Raw genomic sequence first — 17,303 nt, 5'->3', positions numbered from 1 at the left:
CACTCGTGCTGAGCGGATGCGGCTGCCGCTGTCGACCGAGGTTATGAAGGCCACGGCGGAGAAGCACGGGGTGTGCGTGCGGCCGTTCACGATGGAGGTCGGCGACCCGGACACCGGCGAGCTGCGCTACGTCGCCGTGCCCTGCGGCTCCACTGTCGAGAGCGTGTGTGCGCCGTGTGCGAAGAAGGCCAAGGCGTTGCGCATGGCGCAGTGCCGGGAGGGCTGGCACCTGACCGAGGAGCCGGACTTCACCCCGGCCCCGCCCACGGCTGAGCAGAAGGAGTTGATGGAGTTCCGCGCGGATCTGGTGGCGCGGTATCGCGAGGCGGTCGAGCACGGGGAGGAGGGCCAGGCCGACGAGCTGCGAGAGGAGATCCGCGGTGTTGATGAGGAACTTCGGCAACTCGGCATGCGCGGCCGGCTGCCCTCACCGGATCTGCCGGGCAAGCGGCCGGTGAAGCGGTCGACCAAGCGGCGGCAGGACGCACCCAACCTGCCCCGGAAGAAGGTCGCCAAAACGACGGTGGGCCGGGAGTACGCCGGGAAGTTCCGGCCCTCCATGTTCGTCACGTTGACCTGCGACACCTACGGCCGGGTGCGCGAGGACGGGACCCCGGTCGATCCGGCGAGCTATGACTACCGGCGGGCGGCGCGGGATGCGGTGCACTTTGCGTCGCTGGTGGATCGGTGGTGGCAGAACCTCCGCCGCGTCGTCGGCTGGGACGTGCAGTACTTCGCCACCGTCGAACCGCAAAAGCGGACCGCACCGCACCTGCACGCGGCGTTGCGGGGGTCGATTCCGCATGAGGTGCTGCGGCAGGTCACCGAGGCCACCTACCACCAGGTCTGGTGGCCCAACCACGACGAGCCGATCTATGGCGGGGACCGGCTGCCGGTCTGGGACGCGCGGAGCAAGGGGTTCGTTGATCCGGAGAAGCACGAGCCGTTGACGCCGTGGGAGGAGGCGGTGGAGGAGGTCGAGGAACCGGCGCACGTGGTGACGTTCGGGCGGCAGGTGCACTCCAAGGGCATCCTCGGCGGCACCGAAGAAGCCGGGCGGCACATCGGCTACCTGACCAAGTACCTCACCAAATCCACCGGTGAGGTGGTCGAGGCCATCAGCGCGAGGCAACGGGAGCACCACGACCGGCTCCACGCCGAACTCGCGATCACCCCGTGCTCGCCGTGCTGTGCGGTGTGGCTGCTGTACGGGGTGCAGCCGCTCGGGGCCACGAGTCGGATGACTCCGGGCCACTGCAAGGGAAGGGCGCACCGGCGAACCACGCTCGGGCTCCCCGGCCGGCGAGTGCTCGTCTCGCGGAAGTGGTCGGGCAAGTCGCTCGCGGACCACAAGGCGGACCGCAAGGCGTTCGTGCGGGACATGCTCGCCGGGGTCGGGATCGTGAAGCCGGAGGAGGACACCTCGCGGCTGATCTGGCGCAAGGTCCAGCCCGGCGACCGGGACGCGCCACCACGGGCGCACCTGCTCATGCGCGCAATCGCAGAGCGGATCACCTGGAAGGCCGAGTACGACCGGGCGCTCTTAGCGGCGCATCCACCGGGTCCAGAAACTTCGGCAACTCCACTGGCGGTCTGATCGATTGGGGGACGAGATCTTGGAATCCAAGTACCTGACCGTCGAGGAAGCGGCGGACTACATCAACACGGGCGCGCGGTTCATCCGGCGGTTGATCGCGGAGCGGCGGATCGCTTTCCACAAGGTCGGGGCGCACGTCCGGTTGGCGGTGGAGGACCTGGAGGCCTTCGTGGCGGCAGGGCGGGTCGAGCCGATCACGCGGGCGTCCGTGCTGCGGGATCTGGGGAAGGCGGCCTGATGCCCAACAACAAGGGACGCAAGCGGCGGTTCGGGAGCATCCGCAAGACCTCACTCGGTGAGTTCCAGGCGAGCTACCTCGGGCCGGACGGCAAGCGGCATTTCGCTCCGCACCGGTTCAAGAAAGAGCGGGATGCGGATCGCTGGCTGAACGGGGTCGAGGCGGTGATCGTCGCCGGGGACTGGACTGATCCGGATCGCGCGAAGATCACCCTCGCCGAGTACGCGGAGCGGTGGATTGTCGAACGGCCGGGGCTGCGGCCGCGCACGGTCGAGCTGTACCGGTGGCTGCTGCGTAAACACATCACGCCCTACATCGGCGACGTGCCGCTCAACCGGTTGTCGGCGGCGACGTTTCGGCAATGGCGGGCCGATCGGCTGGCGGCCGGCGTATCGGCGTCGGTGCTCGCCAAGTGCTACCGGCTGCTTCGGGGCGTGTTGAACACCGCAGTGGATCCGGACGAGCTGATCGCGAAGAACCCGTGCAAGATCCCGGGCGCGGAGAAGGAGACGCCCGAGGAGCGGCCGTTGGTCACGGTGGGGCAGGTCTTCGAGATCGCGGCGGCCCTTCCGGAGCGGTTCTCGGCGATGGTGCTGCTTGCGGCGTTCGGGTCGCTGCGGTTCGGCGAGGTGACCGCGCTGCGGCGGTGCGACGTGGCGGAGGACGCGAGTCAGGTTCGCGTGGTGCGGCAGTTCGTCGAGGTGCCCGGTCAGGGCGTGGTGGCTGGGCCGCCGAAGTCCCGGGCCGGGGTGCGGACGGTGACCCTGCCGCAAGCCATCCGGCCGGACATCCTCAAGCACCTGTCGGAGTTCGTGCGACCGGACCCGGAGGCGCTGCTCTTCACCGGAGAGAAGTCCGGTGGGGCGATCCGCCGGCCGAACTTCAACCAGCGGACCCGGTGGACCGAGGCCGTGACCAAGCTCGCACTGGAGGGGCTGCACTTCCACGATCTCCGGCACGCGGGCAACGTCTGGGCGTCGAAGGCGGGCATGTCGACGCGGGACCTCATGGCGCGGATGGGGCACGACGACATGCGGGCGGCGTTGATCTACCAGCGGGCCACGAGTGAGGCGGATCAGCACATCGCGGACCGGCTCTCGAAGCTCGTCGAGGAGCACCGCAGAGGGCCCGGGTGATGTTGTTGGGATGTTGCTGGAGACAGCAGAAGGGGCGCCTCCCGAACCCGGATGGCACCCCTTCTGACCTGCGGAGAGCGGATGACGGGAATCGAACCCGCGTTCTCAGCTTGGGAAGCTGATGTTCTACCATTGAACTACATCCGCAGCGACGCACAGCATACACAACGTCGCTCCTCTGCGAAGCCACCCCCTTGACTCCGTGGGGCGCAAGTGACAACACTCGTTGTCGAAAGGGGTGGGTGTGCATGGATGAGCGACTGCCGAATCCCGAGTTGTTCCGCCGTGGGGGTTTCAGCCTGGCGGCCAAGCTCTTCGTGAAGCACGACATCCGCGCGACCGAACGCCAGATGCGCCGCTTCCGGGAGTTCGCCCAGGCGCAGGACCCCAAGGCCGACGCCGTCGTCGCGATGTTCCGTCGGCTGCCGGGGCACCAGGGGCGCCGGCTGTTCGAACAGGCCCTCACCGACGGCATCCACAGCCTCGACGATCCGCCGCGAGAGCTCGTCGACTTCTTCGAGCACGTCGAGGCCACCCCGTACTGGGTCGATCCCGTCCGCCTCGACCGGGGCGCGAAAGCGATCATCCGCACCGGCGTCCTCGGCCTCTTCCCGCTCGGGGACATGTCGCTCATGGGCGGCTACCTCGCCTCGCGCGCCACGAAGACCCTCGTCGCCACCGGGGAGATCGAGCGGATGGCCAGCCAGCGCCTCGTGGAAACCGCGGCCTGGTGGATGGACGTCACCACGCCCGGCGCGCTGGCCATCGGCCACAGCGGCTACGCCTCCGCCCTGCGCGTCCGGCTCGTGCACGCCCACGTCCGCGCCGCCATGAACCGCCGCCCGGACTGGGACTACGACGAGTGGGACAAGCCGGTCAACCAGGTCCAGACCGCCGGCACGCTGCTCCTCTTCTCGCTCGTCTTCGTCTACGGCACGCAGCTGCTCGGCATCCGGTTCAGCGACCGCGAGCGCGCCGACATCCTGCACCTCTGGCGCTACGTCGGCTGGCTGCTCGGCATCGACGAGGAACTCCTGCCCGCCACCGAGGAGGACGCCTGGCGCCTGTTCTGGCTGCTCGCGTCCACCGAGTTCATCCCCGACGAGGACAGCAAACGCCTCGCCAAGGCCCTGATCGACTCGCACGCCGCCATCGGCGCGGGGCGCGGCGCCGTGGGCAAGGTGCTGTCCCACGTCTCGGTCGCCGTGCACTCCTCCATCAGCCGGCTGGTGCTGGGCAAGGCGAACGCCGACTTCCTGGAGATCCCCAACGACCCGATCGCCCAGGGCGCCATCCTCGCCGTCGCCGCGGGCAACTTCGCCGCCGAAACCGCGCGGCGCTTCATCCCCGGCGCCACGGCGCTGCAGGAGTACATCGGCGCACTCGAACGCCGCCGCTACGTCGACCGGCTCGGCCGGGTGTTCAAGCTGGATCCCACCTACGCGCGGCACATGCGGGCTGCCTAAGGTGAAGCCGTGCTGCTCAGTGACCGCGACCTCCGCAAAGAGCTCGAAGCCGGCCGTCTCGGCATCGACCCCTTCGATCCGGCGATGCTCCAGCCGTCGAGCATCGACGTGCGGCTGGACCGGTTCTTCCGGGTGTTCAACAACAGCCAGTACACCCACATCGACCCCAAGCTCCAGCAGGACGAGCTGACCTCGCTGGTCGAGAAGGACGGCGACGACGCGTTCGTCCTCCACCCGGGTGAGTTCGTGCTCGCGTCCACGTTCGAGCTGGTCACGCTGCCCGACGACCTCGCCGGGCGGCTCGAGGGCAAGTCGTCGCTGGGACGTCTCGGACTGCTCACGCACTCCACCGCCGGCTTCATCGACCCCGGCTTCACCGGGCACATCACGCTGGAGCTGTCGAACGTGGCGAACCTGCCGATCACCCTGTGGCCGGGGATGAAGATCGGCCAGCTGTGCCTGTTCCGGCTCACCAGCCCGGCCGAAAACCCGTACGGCTCGGCCGCCGTCGGGTCCCGCTACCAGGGCCAACGCGGCCCGACGCCGTCCCGGGCGTACCTGAACTTCCACACCGCCGACACCAACCGCTAGAGGCCGAACAGCTCCCGCCGGGCGGGCGGTGGCTTGCGGTGGGGGACGGTGGTGAGCGGTCCGCGCTCCGCTGACCTGGAGACGGCAGCCCGAACCGTTCGCCTCCAGCCGGTGCCGCCATCACAGTGCGACGATGTGGCCTACGGGGGCTTGGCCGGCTGTGTGCGGCATGGCCGGGCCGGGCAGCGCGCCGCCGTTGGCAGCACGTCAGGTGCATCGCCACCGAGCATCGTCGCCGCGTCGCATCGCAGCGACGCCAAGTCCAGACCGGGATGGCCCGCCCCGGCACAGTCCAAGCCATAGATCACCGTGCACGAACACCGGGACCGAAGACGCCTCCGGCTGTCCCGAACGGCAGATCCGCGCGCGAACCAGCTCGACCGCGTGCAACTCCGCCGCGACAGCGCCGCGTCAATCTACCGGCGCTGGGCTCCACCGGGATTTGGCTGCTGCCCGAGACTCGCCGGCCAGGCGCAAGGCCGCAACCTCCGTGCGACCTGCGCCGGGCCGCAACACCGCCTCCGAGTCATCCTCGAAACGCAACAGCCAGGGCGCTCCCCCTTCACGGAGCCCGCACCAGCCCAGCACCCGCTGCCCGGCGGCCGTCTCTGCCCAGCTCAGCGCACCTTCCACAGCCGCGGCCCAGAGCGATTTCCGGGACCGAGTCCCGTCAGCCGCTCCCCACGTCGTTCGTGGCCGTCGTCCAGCCCCCTACAGGCCGAGCAGCTCGCGTGCCCGCCGGGCCGCCTCCTGCAGGTCGCCGGTGATCAGCTTGTCGATTTCGCGTAGGCCAGCGCGGTCCAGCAGGCGCTTCTCGTTGAGCACCCACTCTCCGCGTTCGGCCAGCACCGCGTGCCCGGCCTGCATCGCCGCCGTGGCGAGTGCTCCCGCGAACTCCGTCACCTGCCCGCGCGGCGCGTAGTTGTGTTCGGCGTACGTCAGCGTCAGCGAGGCCCGCGCGCGCCACACGGCAGGCGCCGACCGCCGCAGCGCCTCCGGGAACTCCACGGCCGGCAGCGAACCCCGCAGCACCCGGTTGATCGCCAGCTCGGCCACCACCAGGTAGCTCGGGATCCCGGCCAGGTGGAACATCAGCGGCTCCCAGTGGAACCGGCCCTCCCGCGCCTCGGCCAGCTCGTGCTCGACCACATCCAGGTCGCGGTAGTGGACATCGGCCTTGCGCCCGTCGATCGTCAGCCACGCGCCGCCGTTGAACACGCCGCCGCCCCATTCGCCGATCTCCGACACCTCGCCCGGCCAGCCGAGAGCGCGCAGGTCAGCGGGATCGAAGGCACCGCGGTAGTACACCGCGAAGTCCCAGTCGCTGTCCGGCCGGTGCGTGCCCGCCGCCCGGGACCCGCCCAGCGTCACGGCCTCCACGCCGGGCAGCCCGGCCAGCCGCGCGGCCACCTCGTCTTCGAAGCTCATGCGTTCAGCCTCCCATGATCAGGTGGTCCATGTCACCCGGTGGTACGGCATGGACTGGACCATTTTGTAGGTTGCTCCGAATGGAGGCATCACCTCAGGCAAAGGAGCACGGGTCGTGAGTTCGACGACGACCGGGGAGCGAGCCGGTCAACAACACCTCGCCCATGTCGTGTTCATCGCCGGCGCGGCCGCGGTCGGCGGGTTCCTGTTCGGGTACGACAGCTCGAACATCAACGGTGCCGTTCTCGGCATCCAGCGGCACTTCGAGGTCGGTGACGGGGTGACCGGGCTGACCGTGTCGAGCGCGCTGATCGGTTCGGCCGTGGGCGCCTGGTTCGGCGGACTGCTGTCCGACCGGATCGGCCGCATCCGGACCATGCAGCTCGCGGCGGTCCTGTTCCTGGTCAGCGCCCTCGGAGCGATGTTCCCGTTCAGCGTGTGGGACCTGGCGATCTGGCGCGTGGTCGGCGGCATCGCGATCGGCGTCGCGTCGGTCATCGGCCCGGCCTACATCGCCGAGGTCGCGCCACCGGCCTACCGCGGCAGGCTCGCCTCGCTGCAACAGCTGGCGATCGTCCTCGGCATCGGGGTGTCCGCCCTGGTCAACTGGGTCATCAAGGCACTGGCCCCGATCGGCGCGGACGGCACGCACGACCTCAACGGCAACCTCGGCGGCATCGAGCCCTGGCAGTGGATGCTCGGCGCCGCGGCCGTGCCCGCGGTGATCTACTTCGTCCTCGCCTCGATCATCCCCGAGTCGCCGCACTTCCTGCTGGCCAACGGCAAGATCGACAAGGCCCGCAAGGTGCTGCGCGAGGTCGAGGGCGGGGACGTCGACACCAAGCTCGACGACATCCGCCGCAGCCTGCGCACCGAGAAGCGGTCCAAGGTCCGCGACCTCGTCGGCGGCCGCTTCGGGCTGCTGCCGATCGTGTGGGTGGGCATCGCGCTGGCGGTGTTCCAGCAGTTCGTCGGCATCAACGTGATCTTCTACTACAGCGACACGCTGTGGCACTCCGTCGGCCAGAACACCGACTCGCTGCTGATCTCGATGGTCAGCCCGGTCATCAACATCATCGGCACGTTCATCGCGATCGCCTTCATCGACCGGGTCGGCCGCAAGCCGCTGCTGCTGATCGGCTCGGTGGGCATGCTCGTCGGCCTCGGGGTGGCCGCGATCGCGTTCGGCAACGCCGTCACCGTCGGCGGCGAGCTGAGCCTGCCGGGCGCGTGGGGCCCGATCGCGCTGGTGTTCGCGAACCTGTTCGTGATCTCCTTCGCGATGTCGTGGGGCGTGATCCTGTGGGTCATGCTCGGCGAGATGTTCCCGCTGCGCATCCGCGGCGCCGCGCTGGCCGTCGGCACCGCGGCGAACTGGGTCGCGAACTGGGCGGTCACGGTCAGCTTCCCGAGCATGGCCGGCTGGAACCTGTCGGTCACCTACTGGATCTACGCGGCGTTCGCGCTGCTGTCGATCCCGTTCGCGCTGCGGTTCGTCCGGGAGACGAAGGGCACCGCGATCGAGGACGTCAGCTGACGAACGCCCGCTCGATGATGGCCCTGGTGCCGGTGCCCGCGGGCAGGGTGCCGAACGCGATGCCCCAGTCCCCGGCCAGGCGGGACGCGCAGAAGGCGTCCGCGACGGCCTTCGGGGCGTAGCGCACCAGCAGGGAACCCTGCAGCACCAGGGCCATCATCTCGGCCAGCCGCCGCGCCCGGTACTGGAGGTCCTCCAGGTCCGACAGCTCCTTGCGCACCCGGGCGATCGCGTCGTCCAGGCGCGCGTCGGCGCCGGCGGCGAGGTCGAGTTCGGCGAAGAACGCCTCCACCGACTCCGGCTGCTTGCCCATCGCGCGCAGGGAATCCAGCGCCGCGACGTTGCCCGAACCCTCCCAAATGGACAGCAACGGCGCCTCCCGGTACAGGCGCGGCATGCCGGAGTCCTCGACGTAACCGTTGCCGCCCAGGCATTCCAGCGCCTCGGCGGTGTGCGCGGCGCCGCGCTTGCACACCCAGTACTTGGTGACCGCGAGCGCGAGACGGCGGAACGCCTGCTGGTCCGGGTCGGCGGTGGCGCCGGCCAGCCGCATCGCGACGGTCGTGGCCGCCTCCGACTCCACGACCAGGTCCGCCAGCACGTTCGCCATCGCCGGCTGGTCGACGAGGTGCGCGCCGAACGCCTTGCGGTGCCGCGCGTGGTGCACGGCCTGCACGACGGCCTGGCGCATCAGGGAGGCGCTGCCGAGGACGCAGTCCAGGCGGGTGTTGTTGACCATCTCGATGATGGTCGGCACGCCGCGGCCCTCCTCGCCGACGAGCCACCCGACCGCGCCGTCGTACTCGATCTCGGACGAGGCGTTCGACTTGTTACCGAGCTTGTCCTTGAGGCGCTGGAAGAAGATGCGGTTGCGGGAGCCGTCGGGCAGCACGCGCGGCAGCATGAAGCAGGACAGGCCGCCGGGCGCCTGCGCCAGCGTCAGGAACATGTCCGACATCGGCGCCGAGGTGAACCACTTGTGGCCGGTCAGCACGTAGCTGCCGTCGCCGGCCGGCTGCGCGGTGGTGGTGTTGGCGCGGACGTCGGAACCGCCCTGCTTCTCCGTCATCGACATGCCGGCGATCAGGCCGCGCTTGGTGGTGGGCACGCGCAGGCCGTAGTCGTACACCGGCGCGGCGAGCAGCGGCTCGTACACCGCGGCCAGCTCCGGGTTGTGCCGCAGCGTCGGGACCGCGGCGTAGGTCATCGAGATCGGGCAGACGTGCCCGCCCTCGGCCTGGTTCCACACCAGGACCTTCGCCGCGCGCGCGACGTGCGCGCCCGGCCGGTCGGACACCCACGGCGCCGCGTGCAGGCCGTGCTCGACCGCGACCGTCATCAGCTCGTGGTAGTACGGGTGGTACTCGACCTCGTCGACGCGGTGGCCGTAGCGGTCGTGCGTGTGCAGGACGGGCGGGTTCTCGTTGGCGACCCGGCCCCACTCCTGGCCCTGGGCGCTGCCGGCGAGGCGGCCCAGCTCGTGCACCTCGTCCTCGGCCCAGCCACCGCCTTCCCGGCGCAGCCCCTCCAGCAGCGCGGCGTCGCCGGCGACGTCGTAGTCGACCAGCGGCGGGACCTGGTTGAGGACTTCGTGGGTGTCAGGCATGGCGGCCTCCCAGAGCGCGGACGATGAACGTGCGGAGCGCGCCGATCGCGTCGGCGCTGTCGGTGGTCAGTGGTCCGATCAGCACCTCGGCGGCGCCGCCGACGAGGGCGGCGGCGGTGAGGTCGGCGTCCTGCGGCGGCAACTGCCCGCTGCGGACGCCCGCGGAGACGTGGCGGGCGATCTCGTCCCGGAACACGCGCCGGAACACGATCCGCTCGGCCTCGATCGGGGCGTCGACGGGTTCGGCGAGCAGGGCGTACGCCTGACGCGGGACCTTCAGCGCCCGCTCGGCGAACGTCTCGATGATCGCCACGATCCGCTCGACCGGGTCGCCGGGCGTCTCGGCGGCCTTGCGCACCGCGGCGACCTCGTGGCCGACGATGCTCTGGAACAGCTCGACGACCAGCTCGGCCTTGCCGGGGAAGTGTTTGTAGACCGTGCCGGTCGCGATGCCCGCCTTCTCCGCGACGGCGCTCACCGAGCACCCCGCGTAGCCGCGCTCGGCCAGGAGCGCGGCCGCGGCGGTCAGGATCGCCTCACGCTGGGCGTCGAGGCGAGCCTGGACCTGCGGGGTACGTCGGTACGGCACGTGAAGAAGTGAACCACTGATTCACGGCTTCACGCAAGGGAGCGGTACGCCTCGCGCGTCAGATCGGTGATCCGGTCCGCCGAGTCCGCCCAGCTCAGGGTGGTCGGCTGGGAGGTCAGGACGACGACGATCCGCCGGTCGCCGCGGTCGGCGGTGCCGGAGGTGTGCATGACGCGGCTGGTCAGGTCGACGTCCCCACTGGAGGCGAGCTCGGTCGCGGACCGCGCCTCGGGCGAGGCGAGCACGCGCTTGGTGTTCGCCGGCACGCACTCCTCGCCCGGAGCCGGCGCCGCGCCGAAGCCGGACCAGCCCTGCTTCACCGCACCCGGTCGCGGGAGCGCGTTCGGGATGCCGAACGACTGGTCGAACCCGTCGTCGGCGCACTTCGTGGCCTGCTCCAGGTTGTCCATGATGAAGTCGCGGAACTTCGGGTGCGCCTTTTCGAGGATGTACTCGTAGGTCTTCGCGACGTCCGCGGCACTGACCGCGGTGTAACCCCAGGTGCCGCGCTTTTCCGCGGGCGGCGGCGTGGTGTCGGTGAGACCGATCTTCGCCACCATCCGGTTGACGATCTCCTCCCAGCCGTCGCGCACCCACAGCACGCTGGCCGCGTCGTCGTTGCTGGAGCGCAGCATCGGTTCGAGCAGCGCGAGGTCGTCGGCCGGGATCTCGTAGTCCGGCCCGTGCGACTCCAGGTAGTCGAGCGCGATGAACAGCTTGACCAGCGACGCCGACCGGTACTGGTGGTGCTCGTTCCCGGCGACGGTCTCGCCGGTGCGCCGGTCGAGGACGACGTAACCGGCGGTCATGCCCTCGGGCAGCTCAGCCGCGGAAGCGGGCGCGGCCAGCACGGCCGTCGAAGCCGCGAAAGCCACGGCGAGGCTCAGGATCTTGCGCAATGTCGGATCCCCACAGTTCGATGATCAACTTGGTGGGGCGCACACTATCGCCTGGCCGTGGGGCCGGTCAGCGCCCGTAGCGTTTCGCGATGTCGCCGTACCGCGCGAGCACCGCGGCCCTCAGCTCGGGATCGCTGCGCGGCACCGGTTCGATGAACACCTCGGTGACATCGGAGAACTCGTCGTGCAGCTCGGCGGCCAGCCGGACGCACGCGCGTTCGAGGTCGGCGGCGCTCAGCGCGTCGTCGAAGTCCACGCGGGCGCAGACCAGGATCTGGTCCGTGCCGAGCAACATGGTCTGCAGGTCGACCACCGACTCGACCTCCCCCGCCGCCGACAGGTACTCGCGAATCCCGCGCACCACCGTCAGGTCCGCCTGGCGGCCGATCAGCAGGCGCAGGTTCGTCCGCCCCAGCACGTACGCCACGACGGCCAGCAGCAGGCCGATCAGGATCGACGCGATCCCGTCGTACACCGCCGACCCCGTCACGTGGTGCAGGAACACCCCGGCGAACGCCAGCACCAGCCCGATCAGCGCGGCCGAGTCCTCCAGGAACACCGTCTTCGGCGCCGGGTCGTCGATGTAGCGCAGGAACTTCCAGATCGTCCGGTTCTGCTCCGCCGCGCCCCGCCGCACCTGGCGGAACGCCTGCGTCCACGACACCGACTCCATCGCGAACGCCAGCGCCAGCACGACGTACCCGACGATCGGGCTGCTCTGCTCCACCGGCTCCCCGAACACCGTCGAGAAACCTTCGTACAGCGCGAACGTCGCACCGGAGGCGAAGATCGACACCGCCGCGAGCAGCGACCAGAAGTACCGCTCCTTGCCGTACCCGAACGGGTGCATCACATCCGCCGGGCGGCCGGACCGGCGCAGCGCGGTGAGCAGCAGGATCTCGGTGAACGTGTCGGCCACCGAGTGCGCCGCCTCGGACAGCATCGCCCCCGAGCCGGTGATGACGCCGGCCACCGCCTTCATGATCGCGATGGCCAGGTTGACACCGCCGGCCAGCAAGACGGTGAGGGTGCTTTCGCCCCCGCCGGTCTGCCGCTCCGATTCCTCGCTCACCGGCCGATCCTACGAGTGGATCACAGCCGCTGCAGGCCGTCCAGAACGCGCTTCATCAGCTCGAGCGGCGGGCGCCCCTCGGCGGTCCGCTCGATGCCGTGGATGTGCAGCAACCCCAATTCGGCCATATCGGACAACAGCACCCTGGCGACGCCGAGCGGGATCGACAGCAGCGCCGCGACCTCGGCCAGCGACCGCGGGCTGTCGACGACCGCGCGCACGGGCTGGTACTCCGCGCTCAACGCGGGGCCGGTCCACTTGGCGTCGGCCCGGACGGACACCAGCGTCTCGATCGCCAGCTCGTACGCGGAGTGCGTGCGCCCCTTGGTCAGCACGTACGGCCGCACGCGCAGCCGGTTCTCCTCGTCGGGGTCGAGCAGCTCGGCGGGTTCCGGCTCCGGCTCGGCGGGCTTGGTGCGGGGCCGCGGCGAGGGCTTGAACTCCTCGCGCGGTTCGGGGTCCGGCAACGGTTCGGGCTCCGGTTCAGGCGCGGGATCCGGCTCCGGTTCGCGGTACCGAGCGAGCTGCTTCTCGGTGGGGAACCGGGCACCGGCGGCCCGCTTGGTCTTCGTGGTCTCGGCGGGGACGGGGTCCGGAGCTTGTGGTTCCGGACCAGGGGGTTCGGCGTTTTCGCCGGTCAGCTTCCGCATCTGCGTCACGGACGGGAACCGGGCACCGGCGCGCGCGACCGCCGGCTCTCCGGCCGGTCCGGTCCCGTCGGGTACTCCCATGCTCAGCCCCGTTCGCGCGCGTCAGCATCCTCCGCGGGCAGCGTCGGCAGCGTGACGAACAGAATAACCCGGGTGTCGAGCCCCCAACGGGCGGTTGTGACTCGCAGGTTCAACGGTCCTGCGGCAAGTTCGCGGTCGGTGGTGGTGAGCCCGTCGCAGGTCGCTCGCGCGGCCAGTGACACGGGCTGTCGCGGATCTCGGCCAGGTGGGCCAAGCCGGCGCTGGACGCGGACGAGCGGGCCGAGCGGCTGGCCCAACCGGAGAGGAACGAGAAGGCGGTTCCGCTGGGGGCCTGCCCGACTTGTCCAAGTTCATGGCGACGGCGTCCGTATCGGAGTCGGCCCTGGGAGACGAAGAAGAGTGGGCGCGTGCTGCCCGCTGCCGAAGTGTGGCGTTACACGTCATCGTGCCGTTTCGCGTGCGGCAGGTGGCCTGCTACTGGATCCACCTCATCTTCCCGACGCGGGCGGTTGCCAAGGCCTCATGCGCCTTCGGCTGCGAGCGTAGGCGGATGCCGGCGAGGGAATGACGGCGTGCGGCGGTCACGAAGATCTTGTCGGCGCTCTCCCCCGTTGGCGGGAGCTGGGTGGAGACGCGTCGAGGGCCGCCCCACCGCGCGGTGGGGCGGCCCTCAGCGCAACCGGATTACTTGTCCTCGGTCGGGAGCGGCGTGCCGGTGGGCACCTGGTCCGTCCGCGCGTCGGCCTCCAGTGGGTCCGACTCGACCGCCGGCAGGGAGTCCGCACCGGGCGCCGGCGCGGGCTGCGGGCGTCGCTTGACCGCCGACAGCAGCAGCTGCGAGACGTCCACGACCTCGACCTTCTCGCTCGCCTTGCCGTCGTTCTGGCGCGCGGTCACCCCGTCGGTGAGCATGACGCGGCAGAACGGGCAGCCGGTCGCGATCTTCGACGGCGCGGTGCCGAGCGCCTCGTCCACGCGCTCGATGTTGATCCGCTTGCCGATCTTCTCTTCCATCCACATGCGGGCACCACCGGCGCCACAGCACATCGACCGGTCGCCGTGCCGCGGCATCTCACGGAACTGCGCACCCGACGCGCCGACCAGCTCACGCGGCGCCTCGTAGACCTTGTTGTGGCGGCCCAGGTAGCACGGGTCGTGGTAGGTGACGTCGTCCGCGATCGGCGCGACCGGCACCAGCCGCTTCTCCCGCACCAGGCGGTTGAGCAGCTGCGTGTGGTGCACGACCTCGAACTTCCCGCCCAGGTCCGGGTACTCGTTGGCGAGCGTGTTGAAGCAGTGCGCGCAGGTCGCGACGATCTTGCGGCTGCCCGGCTCCCGGCCCTCGAACACCGAGTTCAGCACCTCGACGTTCTGCTGCGCGAGCATCTGGAACAGGAACTCGTTGCCGGCGCGGCGGGCCGGGTCACCGGTGCAGGACTCCTCCGGGCCGAGCACCGTGTACTTGACGCCCGCGATGTGCAGCAGCTCGGCCACCGCGCGGGTGGTCTTCTTCGCGCGGTCCTCGAACGCGCCGGCGCAGCCGACCCAGAACAGGTACTCGGTGTCGCCCAGCTCGCCGTCGAACACCGGCACCTCGAAGTCCAGGTCCTCGGCCCAGGCCATCCGGTCCTTGGCGTTCTGGCCCCACGGGTTGCCCTTGTTCTCCAGGTTCTTGAACATCCCGTTCAGCTCGGTCGGGAAGTTCGACTCGATCATGACCTGGTAGCGGCGCATGTCGACGATGTGGTCGACGTGCTCGATGTCCACCGGGCACTGCTCGACGCACGCGCCGCAGGTGGTGCACGACCACAGCACCTCGGGGTCGATGACACCGCCGTCGTCGCCGACCAGCGGGCGCTCGGCCTCGGCCAGCGCCAGGACGTCGATGCCGGCGTAAGGGTTCTCGCCGGTCAGGCCCACCTCTTCGCCGGTGACGTCCTTCTTGCCACCCGCGAGCAGGTAAGGCGCCTTCGCGTAGGCGTGGTCGCGCAGCTGCGTGATGACCAGCTTCGGCGACAGCGGCTTGCCGGTGTTCCACGCCGGGCACTGCGACTGGCAGCGGCCGCACTCGGTGCAGGTGGTGAAGTCGAGCCAGCCCTTCCAGCTGAAGTCCTCGATCTGGCCGGCGCCGAAGACGTCCTTCTCCGGGTCGGCCTCCTCGAAGTCGAGCGGCTTGCCCCCGCTCATCATCGGCTTGAGCTTGCCCAGCGCGGTGCCGCCGTCGTCCTCGCGCTTGAAGTAGATGTTGAAGAAGGCGCTGAAGCGGTGCCAGGCCACGCCCATGGTGAGCGTCTGGCCGACGATGTACAGCCAGATCATGCCGGACAGCAGCTTGACCAGCGCGGTGATCGTGACCGCGACCGTGCTGGCCGGCAGGATCTCGGCGAGCGGCTTCGTGACGAAGCTCGTCCACAGCGCCGGGTCCTCGATGCCGCTGGAGATCTTGAACGCCTTCACGCCGAGGATGCCCAGACCCTCGACGATCACCACGGTCTCGACGAAGTAGGCCTGCTTGAAGTTCGACCCGGCGAAGCGCGACTGCCGGTCGGCGCGGCGCGGGTGGTTCAGCTGCCGGATGATCACCAGCGCGAGCCCGCCGACGACCGTGCCGAGGCCGAGCAGTTCGGTCAGCAGCAGCCACAGGCTCCAGTTGCCGATGATCGGCCAGTGGAAGTGCGGGTCGAACGTCTCGCCGTAGGCCTCGAACCAGGACAGCGAACCGATCAGGAAGCCCCACATGACCAGCCAGTGCCAGGGGCCGACGTGGCGGAACTTGTTCATCCGCGTGTGGGCGGCGAACTCCTTGATCAGCGTCTTCATGCGCGGCCCGAACGGGCCGTTGCGCGTCGCGTCCGGTTGTCCGAGCCGGATGATCCGGACCATCCGGTACACACCGGTGCCGAACATGATCCAAGCGACGATGCTTACGGCGACGCCGACCACGCCGAGCGTGATCTGCAGTGCACCCATGATCGGGGCCTTTCGTCCGTGATGTGGTGGGTTGGCGGGAGCCTAACCGGATTTACCCATGAGTAACCGATTGGCGCGAGTTGAGTCCCACGAGTGTGGCGTAGGACTCCCTGGATATCGGGACGATCGTACCGGTAGTTTGGGTTGATGGTCGCATACATCTTGCTCGCCCTGGCCATCGCGGCCGAGGTCACCGCCACTGTTTCGATGAAGTTGTCGGAGGGCTTCACGAAATTGTGGCCGTCTGTGGTCGTGGTGGCCGGGTACCTCGTCGCGTTCGCGGCACTCGCGAGCGTGCTCAAGCGCGGGATGCCGGTCGGGGTGGCGTACGCGATCTGGGCGGCGGTGGGGGTCGCGGCGGTCGCGATCATCGGGGTGCTGTTCCTCGGGGAGCCGGTGAACCTGACGATCGTGGCCGGGTTGGCGCTGGTCATCGGCGGGGTGGTGCTGATCGAGGTCGGTTCGGCGTGAAACCCCAGCGCGACGGCCGCCGGGCGCGCGGCGAGAAGCGGCGGCAGGAGATCATCGACGCGACGCTGCGGGTGATCGAGCGGGACGGCGTGGCGGGGGTGACGCACCGGACGGTCGCGGCGGAGGCCGGGGTGCCGACGACGTCGACGACGTACCACTTCGAGACGCTGGACGATCTGCTGATCGCCACGTTGATCTCATGCGCCCGCGACATGGCGACCGAGGTGTACTGGACGATCGACCGGGCGCGTTCGCGGGGCAGCCGGGGAGCTTCGGAGGTGGCGACGCTGCTGGCCGAGGCGCTGGGCCCGCGGCGCGGCCGGACGATGGCGGAGTACGAGCTGTACCTGCTGGCCGCGCGACGGCCCGAGCTGCGACCCGCCGCGCGGCGGTGGCTGGACGTGCTGACGACGATGGTGCGCCCGGACGACCTGGTGGCGCTGCGGGTGTTCCTGGCGGGGATCGACGGACTGCTGATCCAGGGCTTGATCGACGACGAGCCCCCGACGGCGGACGAACTGCGGCCGACGGTGGAGTACCTGCTGAAGCCGCGGTGAGCGTGGCACGGTTCTCGGGGGCCGTTTGTCGAGGGGCGAACACGACGGCATGAGATGACAAACCGCAGAAGTATGAAGTGACCAGCCGTGCGCCCCCGAGGGGCCCCTCGCGAACCTACGAGAGGGCCAATCGTGTGGCGGCGAAGTGACCAACCACCGCCGCGCGAGAGGACCAGTGACGCGCCCGGTTGCGAGAGAGGGCAACTCACGGACACGCGAGAAGGCCACTCATGCGCCTGCGAGTGGACCGGGCGTGAGCCTGCGGGTGGACCGGGCGTGAGGCGGTGGGTGGACCGGTCGCGAGGCGACGAGCGGGCCACCTGCAGATGCGCGAGAGGACCAATAACGCGCCCGGCTGCGCGAGAGGGCCGTTCGTGAAGGGATGAATGGACCGTTCATCGATGGGCGAAGCCCGCCCGGCAAAAGAGGGGGGCGGGGCCACAAAAGATCGGGG

At 69.8% G+C, this 17,303-nt stretch carries 15 protein-coding genes and 1 tRNA gene; 8 read left to right on the top strand and 8 right to left on the bottom strand.

Annotated elements, in window-relative coordinates; genetic code table 11:
* Nucleotides 1-16 precede the first annotated feature (16 nt).
* From D0D15_RS14635 to D0D15_RS14625, 3 genes are read left to right on the top strand one after another with little or no spacing between them, the layout of a single operon-like run.
* Nucleotides 17-1,597, top strand: a complete 1,581-nt coding sequence (locus tag D0D15_RS14635; protein WP_094006455.1) for a replication initiator — start codon at nucleotides 17-19, stop codon at nucleotides 1,595-1,597.
* Between the two features lie 19 nt (nucleotides 1,598-1,616).
* Nucleotides 1,617-1,835: an excisionase family DNA-binding protein gene (locus D0D15_RS14630; protein WP_094006523.1), complete on the top strand. Its 219-nt coding sequence runs from the start codon at nucleotides 1,617-1,619 to the stop codon at nucleotides 1,833-1,835.
* Complete coding sequence (locus D0D15_RS14625) at nucleotides 1,835-2,971, top strand: tyrosine-type recombinase/integrase (RefSeq protein ID WP_167481509.1); 1,137 nt, start codon at nucleotides 1,835-1,837, stop codon at nucleotides 2,969-2,971. The genes D0D15_RS14630 and D0D15_RS14625 overlap by 1 nt, the downstream gene beginning before the upstream one ends.
* 76 nt (nucleotides 2,972-3,047) lie before the next feature.
* On the opposite strand, the gene D0D15_RS14620 is transcribed toward D0D15_RS14625, so the two are convergent.
* Nucleotides 3,048-3,118, bottom strand: a tRNA-Gly gene (locus D0D15_RS14620).
* Between the two features lie 101 nt (nucleotides 3,119-3,219).
* On the opposite strand from D0D15_RS14620, the gene D0D15_RS14615 reads away from it, so the two are divergent.
* Together D0D15_RS14615 and dcd are read left to right on the top strand one after the other, a co-directional pair.
* Nucleotides 3,220-4,437, top strand: coding sequence for an oxygenase MpaB family protein (locus D0D15_RS14615; protein ID WP_094006456.1), 1,218 nt, complete (start codon nucleotides 3,220-3,222; stop codon nucleotides 4,435-4,437).
* A 9-nt stretch (nucleotides 4,438-4,446) separates the two neighbouring features.
* The gene (gene dcd, locus D0D15_RS14610) at nucleotides 4,447-5,028 is read left to right on the top strand and encodes a dCTP deaminase (RefSeq protein ID WP_094006457.1); all 582 of its coding nucleotides are present in this window, start codon (nucleotides 4,447-4,449) and stop codon (nucleotides 5,026-5,028) included.
* 711 nt (nucleotides 5,029-5,739) lie between these two features.
* On the opposite strand, the gene D0D15_RS14605 is transcribed toward dcd, so the two are convergent.
* Nucleotides 5,740-6,456: a nucleotidyltransferase domain-containing protein gene (locus D0D15_RS14605; RefSeq protein ID WP_094006458.1), complete on the bottom strand. Its 717-nt coding sequence runs from the start codon at nucleotides 6,454-6,456 to the stop codon at nucleotides 5,740-5,742.
* Nucleotides 6,457-6,571: 115 nt separating this feature from the next.
* Between D0D15_RS14605 and D0D15_RS14600 the strand changes: the two genes are divergently transcribed.
* Entirely contained in the window at nucleotides 6,572-7,993 is a 1,422-nt protein-coding gene (locus D0D15_RS14600; RefSeq protein WP_198958271.1) for a sugar porter family MFS transporter, read from the top strand.
* Here D0D15_RS14600 and D0D15_RS14595 read toward each other — a convergent pair.
* From D0D15_RS14595 to D0D15_RS14570, 6 genes are all read right to left on the bottom strand, one after another.
* The gene (locus D0D15_RS14595) at nucleotides 7,986-9,599 is read right to left on the bottom strand and encodes an acyl-CoA dehydrogenase family protein (RefSeq protein ID WP_094006460.1); all 1,614 of its coding nucleotides are present in this window, start codon (nucleotides 9,597-9,599) and stop codon (nucleotides 7,986-7,988) included. The genes D0D15_RS14600 and D0D15_RS14595 overlap by 8 nt on opposite strands.
* Nucleotides 9,592-10,188, bottom strand: coding sequence for a TetR/AcrR family transcriptional regulator (locus tag D0D15_RS14590; protein WP_094006461.1), 597 nt, complete (start codon nucleotides 10,186-10,188; stop codon nucleotides 9,592-9,594). Before D0D15_RS14590 ends, D0D15_RS14595 begins: the two co-directional genes overlap by 8 nt.
* A 29-nt stretch (nucleotides 10,189-10,217) precedes the next feature.
* Complete coding sequence (locus tag D0D15_RS14585) at nucleotides 10,218-11,087, bottom strand: serine hydrolase family protein (protein ID WP_233157345.1); 870 nt, start codon at nucleotides 11,085-11,087, stop codon at nucleotides 10,218-10,220.
* Nucleotides 11,088-11,154: 67 nt separating this feature from the next.
* The gene (locus D0D15_RS14580) at nucleotides 11,155-12,159 is read right to left on the bottom strand and encodes a cation diffusion facilitator family transporter (RefSeq protein ID WP_094006462.1); all 1,005 of its coding nucleotides are present in this window, start codon (nucleotides 12,157-12,159) and stop codon (nucleotides 11,155-11,157) included.
* 20 nt (nucleotides 12,160-12,179) lie between these two features.
* The gene (locus D0D15_RS14575; protein WP_115944502.1) at nucleotides 12,180-12,890 is read right to left on the bottom strand and encodes a DUF742 domain-containing protein; all 711 of its coding nucleotides are present in this window, start codon (nucleotides 12,888-12,890) and stop codon (nucleotides 12,180-12,182) included.
* A 645-nt stretch (nucleotides 12,891-13,535) separates the two neighbouring features.
* Nucleotides 13,536-15,821, bottom strand: a complete 2,286-nt coding sequence (locus tag D0D15_RS14570; RefSeq protein WP_094006465.1) for a (Fe-S)-binding protein — start codon at nucleotides 15,819-15,821, stop codon at nucleotides 13,536-13,538.
* A gap of 147 nt (nucleotides 15,822-15,968) precedes the next feature.
* Between D0D15_RS14570 and D0D15_RS14565 the strand changes: the two genes are divergently transcribed.
* A complete protein-coding gene (locus D0D15_RS14565; RefSeq protein ID WP_094006466.1) occupies nucleotides 15,969-16,292 on the top strand; it encodes a DMT family transporter in 324 nt (107 codons plus the stop codon).
* Nucleotides 16,289-16,849, top strand: coding sequence for a TetR/AcrR family transcriptional regulator (locus D0D15_RS14560; protein ID WP_094006467.1), 561 nt, complete (start codon nucleotides 16,289-16,291; stop codon nucleotides 16,847-16,849). Before D0D15_RS14565 ends, D0D15_RS14560 begins: the two co-directional genes overlap by 4 nt.
* Nucleotides 16,850-17,303 lie beyond the last annotated feature (454 nt).

It is taken from the genome of Amycolatopsis thermalba (assembly GCF_003385215.1).
GTDB lineage: Bacteria > Actinomycetota > Actinomycetes > Mycobacteriales > Pseudonocardiaceae > Amycolatopsis_E > Amycolatopsis_E thermalba.
This window is presented reverse-complemented; position numbering and strand designations above follow the sequence as displayed.

Coding starts and splice junctions, on each gene's coding strand:
- D0D15_RS14635 (WP_094006455.1), top strand. CDS start 17: ATGCGGCTGCCGCTGTCGACCGAGGTTATGAAGGCCACGGCGGAGAAG.
- D0D15_RS14625 (WP_167481509.1), top strand. CDS start 1,835: ATGCCCAACAACAAGGGACGCAAGCGGCGGTTCGGGAGCATCCGCAAG.
- D0D15_RS14615 (WP_094006456.1), top strand. CDS start 3,220: ATGGATGAGCGACTGCCGAATCCCGAGTTGTTCCGCCGTGGGGGTTTC.
- D0D15_RS14605 (WP_094006458.1), bottom strand. CDS start 6,456: ATGAGCTTCGAAGACGAGGTGGCCGCGCGGCTGGCCGGGCTGCCCGGC.
- D0D15_RS14595 (WP_094006460.1), bottom strand. CDS start 9,599: ATGCCTGACACCCACGAAGTCCTCAACCAGGTCCCGCCGCTGGTCGAC.
- D0D15_RS14575 (WP_115944502.1), bottom strand. CDS start 12,890: ATGGGAGTACCCGACGGGACCGGACCGGCCGGAGAGCCGGCGGTCGCG.
- D0D15_RS14570 (WP_094006465.1), bottom strand. CDS start 15,821: ATGGGTGCACTGCAGATCACGCTCGGCGTGGTCGGCGTCGCCGTAAGC.
- D0D15_RS14565 (WP_094006466.1), top strand. CDS start 15,969: ATGGTCGCATACATCTTGCTCGCCCTGGCCATCGCGGCCGAGGTCACC.